The 18623-nt window shown below is 57.7% G+C and carries 17 protein-coding genes; 6 read left to right on the forward strand and 11 right to left on the reverse strand.

From position 1 onward, the window contains the following. Positions 1 to 41 precede the first annotated feature (41 nt). Positions 42 to 2165, reverse strand: coding sequence for a putative bifunctional diguanylate cyclase/phosphodiesterase (locus AB4N44_RS15125; RefSeq protein ID WP_460108574.1), 2124 nt, complete (start codon positions 2163 to 2165; stop codon positions 42 to 44). Between the two features lie 321 nt (positions 2166 to 2486). Between AB4N44_RS15125 and AB4N44_RS15130 the strand changes: the two genes are divergently transcribed. Further along, positions 2487 to 3155, forward strand: coding sequence for a polysaccharide lyase family 7 protein (locus AB4N44_RS15130; protein WP_034153613.1), 669 nt, complete (start codon positions 2487 to 2489; stop codon positions 3153 to 3155). A 98-nt stretch (positions 3156 to 3253) separates the two neighbouring features. Here the strand turns inward: AB4N44_RS15130 and AB4N44_RS15135 are convergent, their stop codons facing one another. Beyond that, positions 3254 to 3655 carry a hypothetical protein gene (locus tag AB4N44_RS15135; RefSeq protein ID WP_160042159.1) on the reverse strand — a complete coding sequence of 134 codons (402 nt, stop codon included), beginning with the start codon at positions 3653 to 3655 and terminating at the stop codon, positions 3254 to 3256. A 1039-nt stretch (positions 3656 to 4694) separates the two neighbouring features. Between AB4N44_RS15135 and AB4N44_RS15140 the strand changes: the two genes are divergently transcribed. Beyond that, positions 4695 to 5057: a DUF6124 family protein gene (locus AB4N44_RS15140; protein WP_034153614.1), complete on the forward strand. Its 363-nt coding sequence runs from the start codon at positions 4695 to 4697 to the stop codon at positions 5055 to 5057. A 61-nt stretch (positions 5058 to 5118) separates the two neighbouring features. On the opposite strand, the gene AB4N44_RS15145 is transcribed toward AB4N44_RS15140, so the two are convergent. The 8 genes from AB4N44_RS15145 to tkt form a co-directional block, all read right to left on the reverse strand. Beyond that, entirely contained in the window at positions 5119 to 6393 is a 1275-nt protein-coding gene (locus AB4N44_RS15145) for a type II toxin-antitoxin system HipA family toxin (protein WP_460108571.1), read from the reverse strand. After that, positions 6386 to 6676 carry a helix-turn-helix transcriptional regulator gene (locus AB4N44_RS15150; protein WP_224789358.1) on the reverse strand — a complete coding sequence of 97 codons (291 nt, stop codon included), beginning with the start codon at positions 6674 to 6676 and terminating at the stop codon, positions 6386 to 6388. Before AB4N44_RS15150 ends, AB4N44_RS15145 begins: the two co-directional genes overlap by 8 nt. A 118-nt stretch (positions 6677 to 6794) precedes the next feature. Continuing rightward, on the reverse strand, positions 6795 to 7859 hold the full coding sequence (gene fba, locus AB4N44_RS15155) for a class II fructose-bisphosphate aldolase (RefSeq protein ID WP_007913760.1): 1065 nt from the start codon (positions 7857 to 7859) through the stop codon (positions 6795 to 6797). 252 nt (positions 7860 to 8111) lie between these two features. Further along, on the reverse strand, positions 8112 to 8444 hold the full coding sequence (locus AB4N44_RS15160; RefSeq protein ID WP_016987235.1) for an MliC family protein: 333 nt from the start codon (positions 8442 to 8444) through the stop codon (positions 8112 to 8114). Between the two features lie 57 nt (positions 8445 to 8501). After that, positions 8502 to 8723 (reverse strand): hypothetical protein, encoded by a 222-nt coding sequence (locus AB4N44_RS15165; protein ID WP_007913756.1) that lies wholly within the window; start codon positions 8721 to 8723, stop codon positions 8502 to 8504. Positions 8724 to 8757: 34 nt separating this feature from the next. Next, on the reverse strand, positions 8758 to 9921 hold the full coding sequence (locus AB4N44_RS15170) for a phosphoglycerate kinase (RefSeq protein ID WP_007913753.1): 1164 nt from the start codon (positions 9919 to 9921) through the stop codon (positions 8758 to 8760). Positions 9922 to 9933: 12 nt separating this feature from the next. Then, complete coding sequence (epd, locus tag AB4N44_RS15175; protein WP_127930077.1) at positions 9934 to 10986, reverse strand: erythrose-4-phosphate dehydrogenase; 1053 nt, start codon at positions 10984 to 10986, stop codon at positions 9934 to 9936. A gap of 150 nt (positions 10987 to 11136) precedes the next feature. Further along, positions 11137 to 13134 (reverse strand): transketolase, encoded by a 1998-nt coding sequence (tkt, locus tag AB4N44_RS15180; RefSeq protein WP_127930078.1) that lies wholly within the window; start codon positions 13132 to 13134, stop codon positions 11137 to 11139. A gap of 258 nt (positions 13135 to 13392) precedes the next feature. Here tkt and AB4N44_RS15185 point away from each other — a divergent pair, with 258 nt between their 5' ends. The 4 genes from AB4N44_RS15185 (at position 13393) to AB4N44_RS15200 (ending at position 17983) form a co-directional block, all read left to right on the forward strand. Beyond that, complete coding sequence (locus AB4N44_RS15185) at positions 13393 to 14388, forward strand: ArsR/SmtB family transcription factor (RefSeq protein WP_016987232.1); 996 nt, start codon at positions 13393 to 13395, stop codon at positions 14386 to 14388. Positions 14389 to 14406: 18 nt separating this feature from the next. Beyond that, positions 14407 to 15597 (forward strand): methionine adenosyltransferase, encoded by a 1191-nt coding sequence (metK, locus tag AB4N44_RS15190; RefSeq protein ID WP_034153622.1) that lies wholly within the window; start codon positions 14407 to 14409, stop codon positions 15595 to 15597. Between the two features lie 216 nt (positions 15598 to 15813). Next, positions 15814 to 17490: an NAD-dependent DNA ligase LigB gene (gene ligB / locus AB4N44_RS15195; RefSeq protein ID WP_460108568.1), complete on the forward strand. Its 1677-nt coding sequence runs from the start codon at positions 15814 to 15816 to the stop codon at positions 17488 to 17490. 97 nt (positions 17491 to 17587) lie between these two features. Then, a complete protein-coding gene (locus AB4N44_RS15200; protein WP_127930080.1) occupies positions 17588 to 17983 on the forward strand; it encodes a DUF1090 domain-containing protein in 396 nt (131 codons plus the stop codon). A gap of 78 nt (positions 17984 to 18061) precedes the next feature. Here the strand turns inward: AB4N44_RS15200 and AB4N44_RS15205 are convergent, their stop codons facing one another. After that, positions 18062 to 18511, reverse strand: coding sequence for a c-type cytochrome (locus tag AB4N44_RS15205; protein ID WP_150648869.1), 450 nt, complete (start codon positions 18509 to 18511; stop codon positions 18062 to 18064). Positions 18512 to 18623 lie beyond the last annotated feature (112 nt).

Below are 18623 nucleotides of genomic sequence, written 5' to 3' on the forward strand. Positions count from 1 at the left end.
CAAGCGACACGGTTCGAAAAAGGTGCGCCAGTGTAGCGAATTCAAACGGGCAGCGCGCTCCAGTCAAACGGCTCGGCGAAGCTGACCGCGTCCTCGGCGATCAATGGACGCGCGACAAGGAAGCCCTGCACATATTCACAGCCGTGAGCTTGCAGCCACTGGTATTGCTCGATGGTTTCCACCCCTTCGGCAATCACCAGCAAACCGTATTGCTTGCACAGACTGATGACCGTGCTGACCAGCGAGGCGTCCCGCTGGGAGTCCGGCAATCGGGCGATTAGATGGCGATCAATTTTCAGCGTATCGAGCTCCAGATCGCGCAGATGTGCCAGCGAACACGGCCCGGAACCGAAGTCATCCAGCGCCACGCGCACACCGAGATTGCGCAGCAAGCGCAGCTGCTTGCGGGTTTCGTCGGGATTCTGCATCAGCGCTTCTTCGGTGACCTCGACCTCCAGCTGCCGGGGCTGCAAGGCATGTCGCTCCATGACTTGCCGCAACTCGGTGACCAGATTCGGCAGACTGAACTGGGTGTTGCTCAAACTCACGCCCAGCACCAGATCTTCGGCAAACAGGGTTTCCCAGGCTTTGCGCTGGCCGGCGCCACGATGATAGATCCAGCTGCCGAGGCGACTGATCAAACGTGCCTCTTCCAGCAACGGCAGAAACAGCCCCGGCGGCACATCGCCCACGCTCGGGTGCTGCCAGCGCAATAACGCTTCGAAGCCACGAATCTGGCCAGTGTCGATGGCCACTTGCGGCTGATACACCAAGTTGAAATCGCGGTTTTCGATGGCTGCACGCACGCTCTCCTCGAGCATCAGCCGCGAACGCGCCCGACCGTTCATTTCATGATCATAAAAGCGATATTGCTGACGTCCGGCGCGCTTGGCCTCGTACATGGCGATATCGGAGGCACGCAGCAATCCGTCAAGGTTGGAGCCGCAGTCCGGGTAAGTGGCGATGCCGATGCTGGCACCCAGCGCGATGTCCAATCCTTCGATCTGCTGACAGATCGACACCCGCTCAATGAGCTTTTCGGCAATCTTCGCCGCTTGCTCGGGGAATTCCAGATCCAGCAGCGCGGTAAATTCATCACCACCCATGCGCGCGAGAATGTCGAATGGCCGCAGGCACGCCTTCAATTGCTCGGAGACCCAGCGCAACACCCGATCGCCGGCATCATGACCGAGCGAATCGTTGACCCGCTTGAAGCCGTCGAGGTCCAGATACAGCAACACCCAACTGCTGTCGCTGCGCTCGCCACGCAGCAGCAGATTCTCAACCGTCTGGTAAAACCCGCGCCGGTTGAGCAACCCGGTCAGTGGATCGGTGACCGCTTGAAATTCGAGCTGTTGGTGCAAGTGACGCACCACCGACATGTCCAGCACGGTCACCACCATCGCATGCTGTTCGGCGGGCAACGCCGCACAGGACAGCGCAACTGGCACCTGCTGGCCGGGCGCCGTGCGCAGCAAGGCATCGTGCAGTCTTAATGTTTCGCCACGCTTGTAGCTGGCATAAAACTCGGAATCGGCCCACAGCGGAATGTGTGGCTTCTGTAGAAAATCGAGAAACTCTTTACCTTCCAGCTCCTTCACCGGCGCATTCAGCAAGCGCGAAATCGCCGGATTGGCAAAGCGGATCAAACCGTCCTCACCTACCACTAATATCCCCTCGGCGGCGTTATCCAGCACCGAGGCATTGAAGGCGCGCGCCACTTCCAGGTCATGACTCAGGCGCTGCAACGCGCGGCGATTGCGCTGGTGTTCCAGCAACGCCTGCACCTTAGGCTTGAGGATCTGCGGGTCGAACGGCTTGAACAGGTAATCCACCGCGCCACTGGCGTAGCCCTTGATCACGGCGTCCTGGGATTGCTCGTTGGCGGTCAGAAAGATAATCGGCGTCAGGCGCGTGCGCTGGCTGCCACGCATCAGGCGCGCGACTTCAAAGCCGTCCATGCCCGGCATCTGCACATCCAGCAGCACCAGGTCGACGTCGTGGGACAGCAGAATATTGAGCGCTTCGAAACCTGAGGCTGCAGTGAGGACATGCCAATCCTGGCGCTGCAGCAACGCGCGCATGCTGATCAGATTTTCAGGGTAATCATCAACGATCAAAAGGACAGAGCTGCCTTCACCTGGCGGGGGTTGCGCGCATTCCATGCTGCTTCTCTTGTCGGGACTTTTGGTCGGTTGCCGGTAAAAACCGCACACATACTGAGCCTTCACTCTAGTACTGGATCCAAGAAAGCAGAAGCTGTCATCAGGCCATCATTTAACCAAAGCGTGAATTTGCCGACTAACGGTCACCGCTGAAGCCCCCGGAAACCGGCAGAGATGGCATTTCGACAGGATGTTGACGTCAATCATCTGCCAAACGGGCGTTAACAAATTTTCCCTCTACGCTTATAAAGGCCGCCCCAAAACGTGCGGGCTAGAGCTTCTGGCACGTACGTGCAGTGAAACTTGAGTGGAAGAACCGACATGATCGATCTCGCAACCTGGAACCTCAGCGTTCCCGTTGGCAGCCCGCCATACACCGTCGAAACCTCCAAACTGGTGAACGGCTTCAAAGATCAATACTTCCATTCCGACACCGGCACCTTGTTCTTCTGGTCACCGGTTACCGGGTCAAAAACCGAAAACGCCATCTACCCGCGCACCGAACTGCGGGAGACCTATAGCAACGGCACCCTGCGCAACTGGTATTACCCGGACGCCGACAACCTGCTGCGCGCGACCCTCACGGTTAATAAGGTGCCCAGTTCCGGCAAGATCGTCATCGGCCAGATTCACGCTTATGAAAGCCAGAAGCCGATGGTCAAACTCGAATATCAGTACAAGACCAAAACTGAAACCGGCAACCTGGTGATCAAGGTGCGCATGCATCCGGATGACGACGAAAGCCGCGTCATCACCCTGGCGACTGGGATCAAACTGGATCGCGAATTCAACTACCTTATTCACCTGAGTCCTGGCGGTGCGTTGGGTGTCAGTGCGGCGGGTTATCAGTGGGATTCACAGATCAGCGCGACCTGGCGCAACAAGCCGCTGTATTTCAAGGCTGGGGTTTATGTGCAGGACAACACCGGGTATACGAGTGAGGGTGGGCAAGTGACCTTCTCCAAACTTGATATCGATCATGATAAGTAAGGTGTTTGCTACTTGAACGCACGGGGTCGATGATGAAATAAAACGGCAGACTAAAGAAGTCTGCCGCTTGGTTTTAATGCCGCATAAGCCATGCAACATCAAGTTTCAGAAAAATCAAAAACCGCTGATACAGAAAACGCACCATCTTCATACCAACTGAGTACTCCCTGCGGATAAGGTCCGTTTTTTGTCAGATAAATAATACCCTCGGCTTGTTTATCGTTGTCATTACGATCCAATTCCAGGTGAGCAAATGCTACCGTTCCAAGTTCGCCAAGCTTGTGAGCCACATTGGTCGCGGCATTCATTTTTATTTGGGAACCAATATAGAAATTGTGCCCTCCCAAATCAAAATATGCTTTAAAGTGGAAATGATCTCCATCTCGGAAAAAAAACTCTCTACCCACAACTGCGTATGTAAACTCTTCACCCTCGAAAGTCTTCAACGACAGGTAAACTTTACCTACAGCGTCCGCATTGGTTCGCTCATCCCTTGGCATTTTGTGCATCCTGAAAAAGAAGTGAGCCGTTACTTTAAGCCTTCAACAAAATATAGACACCTGTCATATCTGACAGGTTTTTATACCTATTGGATATAATCCACAAGCCATAACAACCAAACTCAACTAACTAAAAAAATAACCTCGTCACAAAAACGACTTAAAGTCATCAAAAGCATTCCAAATCAATATAAGAACCTGTCAGGTTTTACAGTCGTCGACAACTCTCCACGCAGGTTACGTTGGCTGGTACATCAACCATCCAATGCCTGGCCCAATCGGAAAATTCTGTAACGACGACAACAGCTTTTGCATAGATATCACCCGCGTAAATGCCAACGACGGCCAGATGTGGGTACCGCTGAAAGAACACACTCAGATTTATTCTTTTGCAGGGTCTTATTACCACCGAGACAGTACCTACACCGACGTTTGGCTTATGACCGACAACGCCGATGCAAGAGATAGCTGGCAAGGAGAAATAGACTGCTTGAGAGGTTATCCGACACTCAGTGCCATTCGCGCTCATGCGACGGGAGGCGGGCGCCACGCCCTGACCGGTTATCACTTGAAAGAGAAGCTTTCTCCCCTGTCAATTCACTGCACTCATTCAAGTGCGGAGGCACCGCTTTACGGTGGGTTATTCGTTCAGTTGAAGCTTTGAATGCTCGGTTGAGTCGTTTTTACATCCAGCCTTTAAACAGCGCTGTTTAGATCTGTCAGCAGTTACTTCCGGATGCCTACAACAGCTTGCGTCGTTGCCTACCACTACGCCAGAATCCGCCGGCTTGTGCGCCTGGCGGGCCATCGGTAACTTGATTCGCGTCACTGATTTCCAGTGATCGGGTTTAGTAGCCCGTGGTTACGCGATGCGCATTGGCACCATTCAGTCGGGCATAACCCGCGCTTGATGGCAGCTGTACGCAGGGCGCCTTCGGGTGCGCCGGTCGCGTCTCCCCGGTCTACTAACCTGCGTTCAGCTGCCACCCTCTTCGTTTAGTAGCGATCCGGTGTCGGCTCCATTTACCGGAGACGAAACATGATCAAATCAACGCCGCACCCGCCAGAAACAGATCCCGCATCCCCCTACGAATCCCTCGATTCAAAAAAACTCAACGACGCCGCCGAGCGAGCCCTCGACCATTACCTCAAACCGTCCGCCTTCATCATGGCCAGCACACATAAACCCGAACCCATGTACCTCGCCAACCCGAAGTACAACACCGAATCCCTGCTGGCCAACGCCAGCGAGACCCTGGGTTCAGCCAGCGAAATGCTCAACAACTTCGCCGCCATGCTCGACACCTCACACCGCAAGACTGCCCTGGGCATTGCGCAAGTGGTCATGCTCGGTGAACTGGCGGTAAATCAGGCGCTGGATCATGTCGAACTGAAGGAATAACCGCCCACAAAAAACCCGCCTCACGGCGGGTTCCTGAATAGCAATAAGCGTTAAAGCGTAGCTAACCGTTGCTATCTCCCAATACATGCTTACGCTTCAACCCCGACCCAACCGAGTCGTTCAAGGCGACTGTACGTCCGACATCCCATTCGCGTTGCATCCCCGCAAACAATTCAGCATCCACCCGGGACCGATGAGCAGACAGTGCCTGGCTCATTGCCTCAGCTATTCGGTCGATGATCAATGCCGGCCTATCCACCGCGCAGTGTTTGCGGCCGAACTCGATCAGTTGCTGGCGATCCGGGTAGTCTTTGGTTTTATTCATTTTGATTGCCAGGGTACGGTCAACCAGTGAACGCCCTGACTTCGGGTTGTAGTTTTCATAGACCGTGGTGGTCGTAACATCGTAAATCGGGGCTAACTGCACGGTTTCTGGAGCCGCGGGCTGCGTGTATATCACGCCGAAGTTCTTCAAATGTGCATCGCCATTGCGCACCATCACCGAAAGGCAGACTGACGAAAAGTATCGCTCCAGCTCTCGTATCGGTTCGGCATGGCGACATACCTGGCGGATGACAGCCGCGAGGGTTTCATAGCTCTGCGAATACTTGTAATTGTCGTGAGGATCTTTGTTAAGACCCAACAGTACCGCCATGTCTTCGAAGCCGAGCCGGCCGGACGACGTCAGGTCAAACCGCTCCATGACAAACAGCTCACCGCTCTCGGAAAGCCAGAACGGTGGCGTTTCCAATCCTGCCAGCCTCGCCGCCTCCAGACACAGAAACTCGTTCTGGGCCAAGTGCTCATACTCCTCGGCTCCTGATTTGACGATGAGATCGGAACTGAGGATGGTTTTTCGGCCGCCAGTGAGCTTGTCCAGGTCAGGCACCAGTACCTTGGGCTGCACTCCGGAAATACCCGACTCAAAGTAGGTTTCAACCAGAAAGTTGAAAACACCCTGAGAGGCGTCGGCAGACAGAATGTCTTGTAAACCGACCTGGGCACGCACGGCGCTAGGTGGCTCAGTCGGATTTTCATAGGTGAGGCGACCAATCTGATTGCCGCCAATGACCGAAAGCAGGCGCATTTCATCGACCTGCATATGCTTGGCCATCCGACGTTTGATCTGATCGGCCAGAAAACCTTCGGGCACATTCATATCGAAGATCGGGTGCAGCACATTGCTCACCGCGGGCGTCGGGTCATAGGGCATGACCAACGAGACTTCCCGAGACGCTTCTGCCGTCTGGTAGGCAAACGAGAACTGCGAACCTTTGGATAGCTCGCCCGCGCAGCCTTGCGGCGTAACGACGTTGAGTCGTTTGACCTTATTCATCATGCTCTACCAGATCGGCAAGCGACTTGAGATCGATTCGGTTGTCGACGATTTCAAGCGCCATGCCCAACGCGGCAATCACCCGGAACACGGTATAAAAAGCGACGTTTTCACCCGCCTCAAGATCGATAATGGTCTTGCGACTGCATTTGGCCTTATGCGCCAGCATTAGCTGACTGTAGCCCTTGGCTTTTCGCAGCTGACGAATGCGTTCGGCGAAAATCGCAGGATTGCTCAGAATCAAAATGTCACCCATACCGTACTTTAAGCTGATAAAAATCATTAAAGTTCACTATAGGTGACATTTCAAGTGTGGATTCCCAAGTATCACCACCAAACATTTCACCAACAAAAAACCCGCCTCACGGCGGGTTTCTTTTAAAGCAGTCTAACGCTCAGGCTCAGTTAACCTTAGCGTTCAACTCACCCTTCAGATAACGCTGGTACATCGCTTCCAGTGAGATCGGCTTGATCTTCGAAGCATTACCGGCAGTACCAAACGCTTCATAACGAGCGATACACACATCACGCATCGCAGTCACAGTCGCGCCGAAGAATTTACGTGGGTCGAATTCGCTCGGGTTGGTGGCCATCAGGCGACGCATGGCGCCGGTGGATGCCAGACGCAGGTCGGTGTCGATGTTGACCTTTCGCACGCCGTACTTGATGCCTTCGACGATTTCTTCAACCGGTACGCCGTAGGTTTCTTTGATGTCGCCGCCGTACTGGTTAATGATCGCCAGCCACTCTTGTGGCACCGAGGACGAACCGTGCATCACCAAGTGGGTGTTCGGGATGCGTTTGTGGATTTCCTTGATGCGGTCGATCGCCAGCACGTCGCCGGTTGGAGGCTTGGTGAACTTGTAGGCGCCGTGGCTGGTGCCGATGGCGATGGCCAGGGCATCGACCTGGGTGCGTTTGACGAAGTCAGCGGCTTCTTCCGGGTCGGTCAGCATTTGGCTGTGATCCAGAACGCCTTCGGCGCCGATGCCGTCTTCTTCACCGGCCATGCCGGTTTCCAGCGAACCCAGGCAGCCCAGCTCGCCTTCTACCGAAACGCCGCAGGCGTGCGCCATGGCCACGGTTTGTTGGGTAACGCGGACGTTGTAATCGTAGTCGGTCGGGGTCTTGCCGTCTTCGCCCAGCGAGCCGTCCATCATTACCGAGCTGAAGCCCAGCTGGATCGAGCGCTGGCAGACGTCAGGGCTGGTGCCGTGGTCCTGGTGCATGCACACCGGGATGTGCGGGAATTCTTCGATCGCGGCGAGGATCAGGTGACGCAGGAATGGCGCGCCGGCGTATTTGCGAGCGCCGGCCGAAGCCTGGACGATCACCGGGGAGTCAGTCTTGTCAGCGGCTTCCATAATGGCGCGCATCTGCTCAAGGTTGTTGACGTTGAAAGCTGGAACGCCGTAGCCGAATTCGGCTGCGTGGTCCAACATCTGGCGCATGCTGATAAGTGCCATTGTGTGTGTCTCTCCCGGTTGAGGGTCGTTAATCGTGCCAGCCTGCCGGAGCGGCGGCGGCTATTCAAGTGATTGCAGATCGGGGGTTGAGGCCCGGTCTGGTGATTCGATAAAGCAAAATCCTGAGAGCTACACAGAACCCCTGTGGGAGCGAGCCTGCTCGCGAAAGCAATCTTGCAGTCGCTGATGCAGTGCCTGTCAGACCGCTTTCGCGAGCAGGCTCGCTCCCACATTAGAACTGTGGTGTGTCAATTACTGCGCTTTGCAGCCGCGGCCGATCAGGTCATTGGTGGCGACCCAGTACACCAGGCCTTCCTCTCCCTTGACGTGAAACGCCAGCATGCCGTCGCTGTACAGCGTGCCCGAGGCGCCTGGCTCTTCTTTCAGGCGATAGACCTGATCACCGCCACCCAGTCGAACATCGACTTCCTTCTGGCCGGCGTCGGCGTAACGCCACAGCACTTTGGCCTGGCTGTCGCAGGTCCAGGTGGTCCAGTTGTCCGCCGGGGCGGACGACTGAAACAGGTTCAACTGCGCGCAACCGCCCAACAATGCCAACGCCGCAATGGCGATCAAGCCTTTCATCCGTGTTCCTCGACTGACGGCGCACGCCGCCAGCCCTGAGTTAAAGAGTCAGACCCGTCAAGGACAACCATGTTCCTTGGCCGGGGTTTGCGTCTCGTATTTGTCCAGACCGTCCGGCCCGGAACGCTTGTTCAGCACCGGGTTGGTTTCAGCCTGCCAGTCGGCCTGATAACAGCCCTTCTGCGACTCGCTCGGCGCCGGCGTGGCTTCGGCCTTCGGGTTACTCCCGCAGGCCGCCAGCGTACCGGTCAGCAATAACAGCGCTAACGACTTGACCATGAAAACACTCCTTTGCCTGGCCAAACGGGCGGCCTCAGGCCTTGGCCCGGCTTTCCAGGACTTCAACGGCTGGCAGCACTTTGCCTTCGACGAATTCGAGGAACGCGCCACCACCGGTGGAAATGTAGGAGATTTGCTCAGCCACGCCATATTTATCGATGGCGGCCAGAGTGTCGCCACCGCCAGCGATGGAGAATGCCGAGCTTTCAGCGATGGCCTGGGCCAGCACTTTGGTGCCGTTGCCGAACTGGTCGAATTCGAACACGCCGACCGGACCGTTCCACAGAATGGTTTTCGACGATTTCAGCAGTTCGGCGAAATTGGCTGCGGTTTGCGGGCCGATGTCCAGAATCATGTCGTCAGCCGCCACGTCAGCGATCAGTTTGACGGTGGCTTCGGCGGTTTCGGCGAATTCTTTGGCAACCACTACGTCAACCGGCAGCGGCACACTGACTTTGGCAGCGATGGCACGTGCGGTGTCGAGCAGGTCGGGTTCGTACAGCGACTTGCCAACCGGGTGACCGGCCGCCGCGAGGAAGGTGTTGGCGATGCCGCCGCCGACGATCAGTTGATCGCAGATCTGGCTCAGGCTGTTCAGCACGTCGAGTTTGGTCGACACCTTGGAGCCGGCAACAATGGCCGCCATTGGCTGAGCCGGTGCGCCAAGGGCTTTGCCCAGTGCGTCCAGTTCAGCGGCCAGCAGTGGGCCAGCAGCGGCGACTTTGGCGAACTTGGCCACGCCGTGGGTCGACCCTTCGGCGCGGTGAGCGGTGCCGAACGCGTCCATCACGAATACGTCGCACAGGGCGGCGTATTGCTGGGCCAGTTCGTCAGCGTTCTTTTTCTCGCCTTTGTTGAAGCGCACGTTTTCGAACAGCACGATGTCGCCGGCCTTGACGTCAACACCGCCCAGGTAATCAGCCACCAGCGGCACTTCGCGGCCCAAGGCCTTGCTCAGATAGTCAGCGACAGGCTTGAGGCTGTTCTCGGCGGAGAACTCGCCTTCGGTCGGACGGCCAAGGTGCGAGCAGACCATCACGGCCGCGCCTTTTTCCAGGGCCAGCTTGATGGTCGGCAGCGAAGCCAGGATACGCGCATCGCTGGTGACAACACCGTCCTTGACTGGGACGTTGAGGTCTTCGCGGATCAATACGCGCTTACCTTGCAGATCGAGGTCGGACATCTTCAACACGGTCATGGGTCGCACTTCCTACGGTTTTTTTGAAGTTGCTGTTTGCAGATAGTGTTCTGCAACGTCCAGCATTCGGTTGGCAAAACCCCACTCGTTGTCGAACCAGGCCAGGATGTTCACCAGCTTGGGGCCGGAAACACGGGTCTGACTGGCATCGACGATGGCCGAATGTGGGTCATGGTTGAAATCACAGCTGGCGTGCGGCAACTCGGTGTAAGCCAGCAAGCCTTTGAGCGGTCCGCTGGTGGCGGCTTCGCGCAGGATCCGGTTGACCTCATTGGCGTCGGTCGCCGTGGCGGTCTGCATCGTGATGTCGAGGCAGGACACGTTGACCGTCGGCACGCGTACGGCTTTGGCCTGAATTCGCCCGGCAAGTTCCGGCAGCAGGCGCTCGATACCCCGCGCCAGACCAGTGGACACCGGGATCACCGACTGGAACGCCGAACGGGTGCGGCGCAGGTCTTCGTGGTGATAAGCGTCGATCACTGGCTGATCGTTCATCGCCGAGTGAATCGTGGTGATCGACACGTAATCGAGGCCGATGGCCTTGTCGAGCAAGCGCAACAGCGGCACGCCGCAGTTGGTGGTGCAGGAGGCGTTGGACACCAGCAGTTCGTCACCGGTCAGGCAATCCTGATTGACGCCGTAAACGATGGTGGCGTCGACATCCGCGTCGCTGGCCATTGGCTGCGAGAACAACACGCGTGGCGCGCCGGCGTCGAGAAAGCGCTGGCCGTCGGCACGGGTGTTATAGGCACCGGAGCATTCGAGCACCAGATCGACGCCGAGTGACGCCCAATCGATGCCTTCGGGAGTGGCACTGCGCAGAACCTTCACGCAATCGCCATTAATATGCAGACAGTCGCCTTCTACTCGCACCTCGCCGGGAAAACGGCCGTGGGTGGAGTCGAAGCGTGTCAGGTATTCAATACTGGCCATGTCCGCCAGATCGTTGATCGCGACAATTTCAAACCCGGCTTTCTCGCCTCGCTCAAACAACGCACGCAAGACGCAACGACCAATCCGGCCGTAGCCGTTGAGTGCAACTTTGAAGGGACGCGGTTGAGGCATGGGGTTCTCGATTACCGTGGTGAATCAGGCAGTGCGATGTTGCCTGAACCAACACTTTCGCGAGCAGGCTCGCTCCCACATTGGAATGCATTTCCCTGTGGGAGCGAGCCTGCTCGCGAAGGCGTCAGCTCAGACGACATCTTTTCTGGATCAGTCTTCCAGCAGCTCTTCAGCCTGACCCAGGATGTTTTCCAGGGTGAAGCCGAACTCTTCGAACAGTGCCGAAGCCGGAGCCGATTCGCCGTAAGTGGTCATGCCGATCACGCGACCTTCCAGACCCACGTACTTGAACCAGAAATCGGCGTGAGCCGCTTCGATGGCGATACGTGCGCTGACCTGCAGCGGCAGCACGGCTTGTTTGTAGCCGGCGTCCTGAGCATCGAACACGCTGGTGCACGGCATGGAAACCACACGCACCTTGCGACCTTGTTCGGTCAGCTTGTCGAAAGCCTGAACAGCCAGACCGACTTCCGAACCGGTCGAAATCAGGATCAGCTCAGGCTCGCCTGCGCAGTCCTTCAGTACATAACCGCCACGGCTGATGTCGGCAATCTGGCCGGCATCGCGCTCTTGGTGCTGCAGGTTCTGACGCGAGAAGATCAGCGCCGATGGGCCGTCCTTGCGCTCCAGAGCGTTTTTCCAGGCCACGGCCGATTCAACGGCATCGGCTGGACGCCAGGTGTCGAGGTTCGGTGTGGTACGCAGGCTCGTCAGTTGCTCGATCGGCTGGTGCGTCGGGCCGTCTTCGCCCAGACCGATGGAGTCGTGGGTGTAGACGTGGATGACCTGCTTCTTCATCAGCGCGGACATGCGCACGGCGTTGCGCGCGTATTCCATGAACATCAGGAAGGTCGCGCCGTAAGGCACCAGGCCGCCGTGCAGGGTGACGCCGTTCATGATTGCGGTCATGCCGAATTCGCGCACGCCGTAGTACATGTAGTTGCCGCTGGCATCTTCAGCGCTGACGCCCTTGCAACCTTTCCACAGGGTCAGGTTGGAACCGGCCAGGTCAGCCGAACCGCCGAGCAGTTCCGGCAGCAATGGGCCGAACGCGTTCAGGGTGTTCTGGCTGGCTTTACGGCTGGCGATGGTTTCGCCTTTGGCCGCAACTTCAGCGATGTAAGCAGAAGCTTTTTCCGAGAAGTCAGCTGGCAGCTCACCGCTCAGGCGACGCACCAGTTCGTTGGCTTCGGTCGGGAACGCAGCGGAGTAGGCAGCGAAACGCTGATCCCACTCGGCTTCGGTTGCGCGACCTTTTTCCTTGGCATCCCACTCGGCATAGATGTCGGCCGGGATTTCGAACGGACCGTGGCTCCAGTTCAGCGCCTGACGGGTCAGGGCGATTTCTGCGTCACCCAGTGGAGCGCCGTGGCAGTCTTCTTTGCCCTGCTTGTTCGGCGAACCGAAACCGATGGTGGTCTTGCAGCAGATCAGCGTCGGCAGCGGGCTCTTGCGCGCGGTTTCGATGGCGGTCTTGATCTCTTCCGGGTCGTGACCGTCAACGTTGCGGATCACTTGCCAGTTGTAGGCTTCGAAACGCTTCGGGGTGTCATCGGTGAACCAGCCTTCGACTTCGCCGTCGATGGAGATGCCGTTGTCATCGTAGAACGCGATCAGCTTGCCCAGACCCAGCGTACCGGCCAGGGAAGCGACTTCGTGGGAAATGCCTTCCATCATGCAGCCATCACCCAGGAATACGTAGGTGTGGTGGTCGACGATGTCGTGGCCAGGACGGTTGAACTGCGCGCCCAGAACCTTTTCAGCCAGAGCGAAGCCTACAGCGTTGGCCAGGCCCTGACCCAACGGGCCGGTGGTGGTTTCAACGCCCGGGGTGTAACCGAATTCCGGGTGGCCAGGGGTGCGGCTGTGCAGTTGACGGAACTGCTTGAGGTCTTCGATCGACAGGTCATAACCGGTCAGGTGCAGCAGCGAGTAGATCAACATCGAGCCATGGCCGTTGGACAGCACGAAGCGGTCACGGTCGGCGAACGATGGATTGCTCGGGTTGTGCTTGAGGTAGTCGCGCCAAAGCACTTCGGCAATATCTGCCATACCCATTGGGGCACCGGGATGGCCGCTGTTGGCTTTTTGCACGGCATCCATGCTGAGGGCACGAATGGCGTTGGCACGCTCACGACGGCTAGGCATCGCTGATCTCCTGGGTTCTGGTAAGTCGAAACGGAAAAAAGGAGGGCATTTTCCCTCACCGGAGCGCCTCGGGGCAATGACAGATAGTCATCGGGGGGCGTTTTTCCAATGGATAGCGGCGCTTTCTGTTGGTGAAACCTTTCCGCTACTCGTTTGTAGAGTTAACCGCTTGGTGAGAAGTGCCATTTATCGAGCAATATCAAAACTTTTTGATATTGGCCTTGCGATGAATTCCCCCCGTCTCTAGACTGCGGCCCTATGAATTTACGCGTGCCTTCCATTCGCCATGACGATTGCGACGAGCTGGCGGCCCTGTGCAAGGCCGGCGGCGATCCGTTGCGGCTGAATGTACTGCGCGCATTGGCCAACGATTCGTTCGGTGTTCTGGAGTTGGCGCAGATCTTCGGCATCGGCCAGTCCGGCATGAGTCATCACCTCAAGGTACTGGCACAAGCCGACCTGGTGGCGACACGCCGCGAAGGCAACGCGATTTTCTATCGCCGCGCCCTGCCCCACACCGAACTGCTCGGCGGCAAGTTGCACGCTGCATTGTTAGAAGAAGTCGACAATCTGGATCTGCCTGACGACGTGCAAGCGCGCATCGAGCAGGTTCACGGCCAGCGTGCCGCGGCCAGTCAGGACTTTTTCGCCCGGGTGGCGGAGAAATTCCGTGCCCAGCAAGACTTGATCGCAGGCCTGCCGCAATACCGTGACAGCGTGCTGGCCCTGCTCGACAAACTGAACTTCAATGGTGCAGCCACGGCCATTGAAGTCGGCCCCGGCGATGGTGCTTTTCTGCCGGAACTGGCGCGTCGCTTCGGCACCGTAACCGCGCTGGACAACAGCCCGGCGATGCTCGAACTGGCGCGTCAGGTATGTGAACGTGAACAGCTGGCTAACGTCAGCCTGCAATTGGCCGATGCATTGAATGGCACAAGCCTTCAGGCCGATTGCGTAGTGTTGAACATGGTGTTGCACCATTTCGCCGCGCCGGCCGATGCGCTCAAGCACATGGCCGACCTGCTGCAACCGGGCGGTAGTCTGCTCGTGACAGAGTTATGTAGCCACAACCAGAGTTGGGCCAGGGAGGCCTGCGGTGATCTGTGGTTGGGGTTTGAACAGGACGATTTGGCCCGTTGGGCCACCGCTGCGGGACTCGTTCCCGGGGAAAGCCTCTATGTAGGCTTACGTAATGGTTTCCAGATCCAGGTCCGCCATTTTCAGCGACCGGCTGGCGACACTCACCATCGGTAAATTCAGGAAAACATCGAGATGAGCGAATACTCCCTCTTCACCTCCGAGTCCGTGTCCGAAGGACATCCGGACAAAATCGCCGACCAGATTTCCGATGCGGTGCTGGACGCCATTATTGCCCAGGACAAACACGCACGCGTTGCAGTGGAAACTCTGGTCAAGACCGGCGTGGCCATCGTTGCCGGTGAAGTGACCACCAGCGCCTGGGTCGACCTGGAGCAGATCGTTCGTGACGTGATTTGCGACATCGGCTACACCAGCTCCGAAGTCGGCTTCGACGGCGCGACTTGCGGCGTGATGAACATCATCGGCAAGCAGTCCCCAGACATCAACCAGGGTGTTGACCGTGCCAAGCCTGAAGATCAGGGCGCCGGCGACCAGGGCCTGATGTTCGGCTATGCCAGCAACGAAACCGACGTTTTGATGCCAGCACCGATCACCTTCTCGCACCAGTTGGTGCAGCGCCAGGCCGAAGCCCGTAAATCGGGTCTGCTGCCTTGGCTGCGTCCGGACGCCAAGTCGCAAGTGACTTGCCGTTACGAAGGCGGCAAGGTTGTCGGTATCGACGCTGTTGTTCTGTCGACCCAGCACAACCCTGAAGTGTCGTACAAAGACCTGCGCGAAGGCGTGATGGAGCTGATCGTCAAGCACGTGCTGCCTGCCGAACTGCTGAGCAAAGACACCCAGTTCCACATCAACCCGACCGGCCAGTTCATCATTGGCGGCCCGGTAGGTGACTGCGGTCTGACCGGTCGCAAGATCATCGTCGACAGCTACGGCGGCATGGCCCGTCACGGCGGCGGCGCGTTCTCCGGTAAAGATCCATCGAAGGTTGACCGTTCGGCTGCCTACGCTGGCCGTTACGTTGCCAAGAACATCGTCGCTGCCGGCCTGGCCGAGCGTTGCGAGATTCAGGTTTCCTACGCGATCGGTGTGGCTCAGCCTACCTCGATCTCGCTGAACACCTTCGGCACCGGCAAGATCAGCGATGACAAGATCATCAAACTGGTGCGTGAAGTGTTCGACCTGCGTCCATACGCGATCACCACCATGCTCGACCTGCTGCACCCGATGTACCAGGAAACTGCAGCGTACGGCCACTTCGGTCGCGCGCCAGAGACCAAGACCGTTGGCGAAGACACCTTCACCACGTTCACCTGGGAAAAAACCGACCGCGCCGACGCTCTGCGTTCTGCTGCTGGTCTGTAAGACTTCCCCGGCGGTACAAAAAGCCCCGCACGGTTCGCGCCGTGCGGGGCTTTTTCATGCCTGAAATACCTCCCTGTGGGAGCGAGCCTGCTCGCGAAGAGGCCAGCCGGACCAACATCACTTCCCGACCAGACACACCCCGCAAAACACCCCACCTGCCAAGCCCCCAATCGTCTTCTAACCTTCAAGCATTCCCCCTGAGCAAGGACGCTCACAATGCTTGTCACACTGCGCCTGCTGTTGATTTTTCTCACCGCCTGTACGGCCCTCAACACCCACGCCGATTGCCCGAAATGGCCGGCCACTCAAGCAAAAAGCGAAATCGCCGCCCTGCAAAAACAGATCAACCAATGGGACGACGCCTATCACCGCGAAGGCCGCTCACTGATCGCCGACGAACTCTACGACCAGTCACTCCAACGCCTGAGCGCATGGCGTGAATGCTTCAGGCTACCCTCGCCCGTCGAACCTTTGCGCACGGCTTCAGGCACAGTCACCCACCCCATCGCCCATACCGGTCTGGATAAAATCCATAAAGCCGAGGCCGTGCAAGCATGGCTACGAGATCGTCAGGACGTCTGGGTTCAACCCAAAGTCGATGGCGTGGCAGTGACGCTGGTTTATCGCCAAGGGATGTTGCAACAAGCCATCAGTCGCGGTGACGGGATCAGCGGACAGGACTGGACGACTTCAGCGCAAAGAATCAACGCCATACCTCAACGCCTGACGCAGCCGCTGGATCTGCTGGTTCAAGGGGAGCTCTATTGGCGCTTGAATGAACACGTGCAAGCCCGATCCGGCAGCGTCAACGCCCGTGCCGCCGTTGCCGGACTGATGAACCGCAAATCCTTCACGGCAGAACAGGCTGCCGGGATCGGACTGTTCGTTTGGGACTGGCCGCAAGGGCCTTTGGATTTGCCCGAACGGATTTCACGATTGGCAGCGCTGGGCTTTGCCAGGACTGAACCGTATAGCCAGCCCGCCAGCGATTTCGCAGAGGCACAAAAATGGCGCGACCATTGGTATCGCTCGCCTTTACCCTTTGCCACCGACGGCGTGGTGTTGCGCCAGAGTCAGCGCCCGCCCGCCGAACGCTGGCAAGCTCGCGCACCGTACTGGGCGATCGCCTGGAAATACCCGTTTGCGCAAGCGTTGGCCGAAGTTCGCAAGATCAACTTCAAGATTGGCCGCACTGGCCGCATCACACCGGTGATCGAGTTGACCCCGGTCATGCTCGATGACCGGGAGATCAAACGGGTCAGCGCCAGTTCGCTGAAACGCTGGCAAGAGCTGGACATTCGCCCGGGAGATCAAGTGGCAATCAGCCTCGCCGGTCTGACCATTCCTCGGCTCGACAGTGTTGTACTGCGCACCAGCGAACGCACAGATATCGATATCCCCGACGCAGAGGATTTCCACGCCTTGAGTTGCTGGCAACCGACTCCCGGTTGTGAAAGCCAGTTTCTCGCCCGCTTGACCTGGCTCAGCGGTAAGCAAGGGCTGGCGATGCAGCATGTCGGTCGTGGTACCTGGGAGAAACTTCTCGAAACACGCCGTGTGAACAACCTGCTGGATTGGTTGACCCTCGACGCGTCAGAGCTTGCTAACATTGCCGGCTTCGGCGAGCGCAGCAGCGAACGCCTGATGCACAGTTTTCACAGCGCCCGCCAACGGCCCTTCGCCCAATGGCTCAAAGCCTTGGGCTTACCGCCAAGCGGTCAGGCACACCTGCCTGACTCGTGGCAGGCGCTGGCACAACGCGACACCGAACAATGGCAGGCCGAAGCCGGTATCGGCCCGGGACGCGCAGCGCAATTGAGCGCATTCTTCCGCGACCCGCAGGTACTGGCCTTGAGCGAAACCTTACGTGCCGCCGGAATCGACGGTTTCTGACTACGCAATCCCGGTGCGCCGGGAACCCATCGGTAGCCCAAGCGCTCCAACAGCGCAGTGCCTGACCGACCCGATTGCCTTTGCACATGGAGCTTTTATGAAATTTCTTGCACCGCTCGCCATGCTGACCCTTTGCGGCGTGATGGCCGCCCCCGTAATGGCCGATGAAGATGCCCCCGGCCTGACCGGCTGCGCTGCGAAAAAGCAGGGCATCATGAACCAGATCGAACAGGCGAAATCGCGCGGCAATGCCGATCAGCAGGCGGGTCTGGAAAAAGCCCTGAGCGAAGTGACCGAACACTGCACCGACGCCGGTCTGAAGAAAGAACGCGAAAACAAAGTGCTTGAGGCCAAACACGAAGTCAGTCAGCGTCAGGCCGATCTCGATAAAGCCATGAAGAAAGGCGATCCGGAGAGGATCAACAAGCGCAAAGAAAAACTCGCCGAATCGCGCAAAGAACTGCAGGACGCGCTGGAAGAAATCGACAAGTAAAAATCAAAAGATCGCAGCCTGCGGCAGCTCCTGCTCTGATTAATACAGGAGCTGACGCAGGCTGCGATCTTTTAAATATCAATGATCGCGAAACTGTTTATGGCAAGCGCTGCAGGCATCCTCAACTTTCTGCACCGCCGGCGCGAGGTTGCTGGCCTTGTACGGCTGAACCTGACTGGCAATCACCAGCTCGCCGGTGGCGGCTTCGAGCGTGCGAGCCATTTCCTGAAACTGCGCCTGTTTTTGCCAGACATCGTCCTTGGCGCTGGTGTGATCTTCCTCGCGAACTTGCGGAAAATGCTTCCACGGTTCATGGGACAACGTATCGAGCTTGACCGCGCCCTCGGCGAATTTCGGCCCGTCGAACGGAATGCGCCCACGCAACATGCCACCCAGATCTTCACCGGTCTTGAGCATCTGTTTGAAAATGGCCTTGCGCTGGCCCAGAGGAGAATTCGGATCGACACCGCCACAGGCGGACAAGGTCAGACAGGCCAGCAATACAACAGCAATTCTTTTAACAGTCATGGTGGCTTCAGGTCACGGAATTCGGCGGCCAGTATCCTCGCGTCACCGCCAAACACCAATAGCCCTATTAAAAATACGGGTTGTTCGAGCGCATGGAGCACGCGGGCAACCG

Source organism: Pseudomonas sp. S3_C06 (assembly GCF_054667675.1).

Excerpts from the sequence above, each read along its gene's own strand:
- AB4N44_RS15145 (WP_460108571.1), bottom strand. The coding sequence starts at position 6,393 with ATGAATAAGGTCAAACGACTCAACGTCGTTACGCCGCAAGGCTGCGCG.
- AB4N44_RS15125 (WP_460108574.1), bottom strand. The coding sequence starts at position 2,165 with ATGGAATGCGCGCAACCCCCGCCAGGTGAAGGCAGCTCTGTCCTTTTG.
- metK (WP_034153622.1), top strand. The coding sequence starts at position 14,407 with ATGAGCGAATACTCCCTCTTCACCTCCGAGTCCGTGTCCGAAGGACAT.
- AB4N44_RS15170 (WP_007913753.1), bottom strand. The coding sequence starts at position 9,921 with ATGACCGTGTTGAAGATGTCCGACCTCGATCTGCAAGGTAAGCGCGTA.
- AB4N44_RS15160 (WP_016987235.1), bottom strand. The coding sequence starts at position 8,444 with ATGAAAGGCTTGATCGCCATTGCGGCGTTGGCATTGTTGGGCGGTTGC.
- AB4N44_RS15130 (WP_034153613.1), top strand. The coding sequence starts at position 2,487 with ATGATCGATCTCGCAACCTGGAACCTCAGCGTTCCCGTTGGCAGCCCG.
- fba (WP_007913760.1), bottom strand. The coding sequence starts at position 7,859 with ATGGCACTTATCAGCATGCGCCAGATGTTGGACCACGCAGCCGAATTC.
- AB4N44_RS15205 (WP_150648869.1), bottom strand. The coding sequence starts at position 18,511 with ATGACTGTTAAAAGAATTGCTGTTGTATTGCTGGCCTGTCTGACCTTG.
- AB4N44_RS15165 (WP_007913756.1), bottom strand. The coding sequence starts at position 8,723 with ATGGTCAAGTCGTTAGCGCTGTTATTGCTGACCGGTACGCTGGCGGCC.
- tkt (WP_127930078.1), bottom strand. The coding sequence starts at position 13,134 with ATGCCTAGCCGTCGTGAGCGTGCCAACGCCATTCGTGCCCTCAGCATG.
- AB4N44_RS15185 (WP_016987232.1), top strand. The coding sequence starts at position 13,393 with ATGAATTTACGCGTGCCTTCCATTCGCCATGACGATTGCGACGAGCTG.
- AB4N44_RS15135 (WP_160042159.1), bottom strand. The coding sequence starts at position 3,655 with ATGCCAAGGGATGAGCGAACCAATGCGGACGCTGTAGGTAAAGTTTAC.
- AB4N44_RS15150 (WP_224789358.1), bottom strand. The coding sequence starts at position 6,676 with ATGATTTTTATCAGCTTAAAGTACGGTATGGGTGACATTTTGATTCTG.
- AB4N44_RS15140 (WP_034153614.1), top strand. The coding sequence starts at position 4,695 with ATGATCAAATCAACGCCGCACCCGCCAGAAACAGATCCCGCATCCCCC.
- AB4N44_RS15200 (WP_127930080.1), top strand. The coding sequence starts at position 17,588 with ATGAAATTTCTTGCACCGCTCGCCATGCTGACCCTTTGCGGCGTGATG.
- epd (WP_127930077.1), bottom strand. The coding sequence starts at position 10,986 with ATGCCTCAACCGCGTCCCTTCAAAGTTGCACTCAACGGCTACGGCCGG.
- ligB (WP_460108568.1), top strand. The coding sequence starts at position 15,814 with ATGCTTGTCACACTGCGCCTGCTGTTGATTTTTCTCACCGCCTGTACG.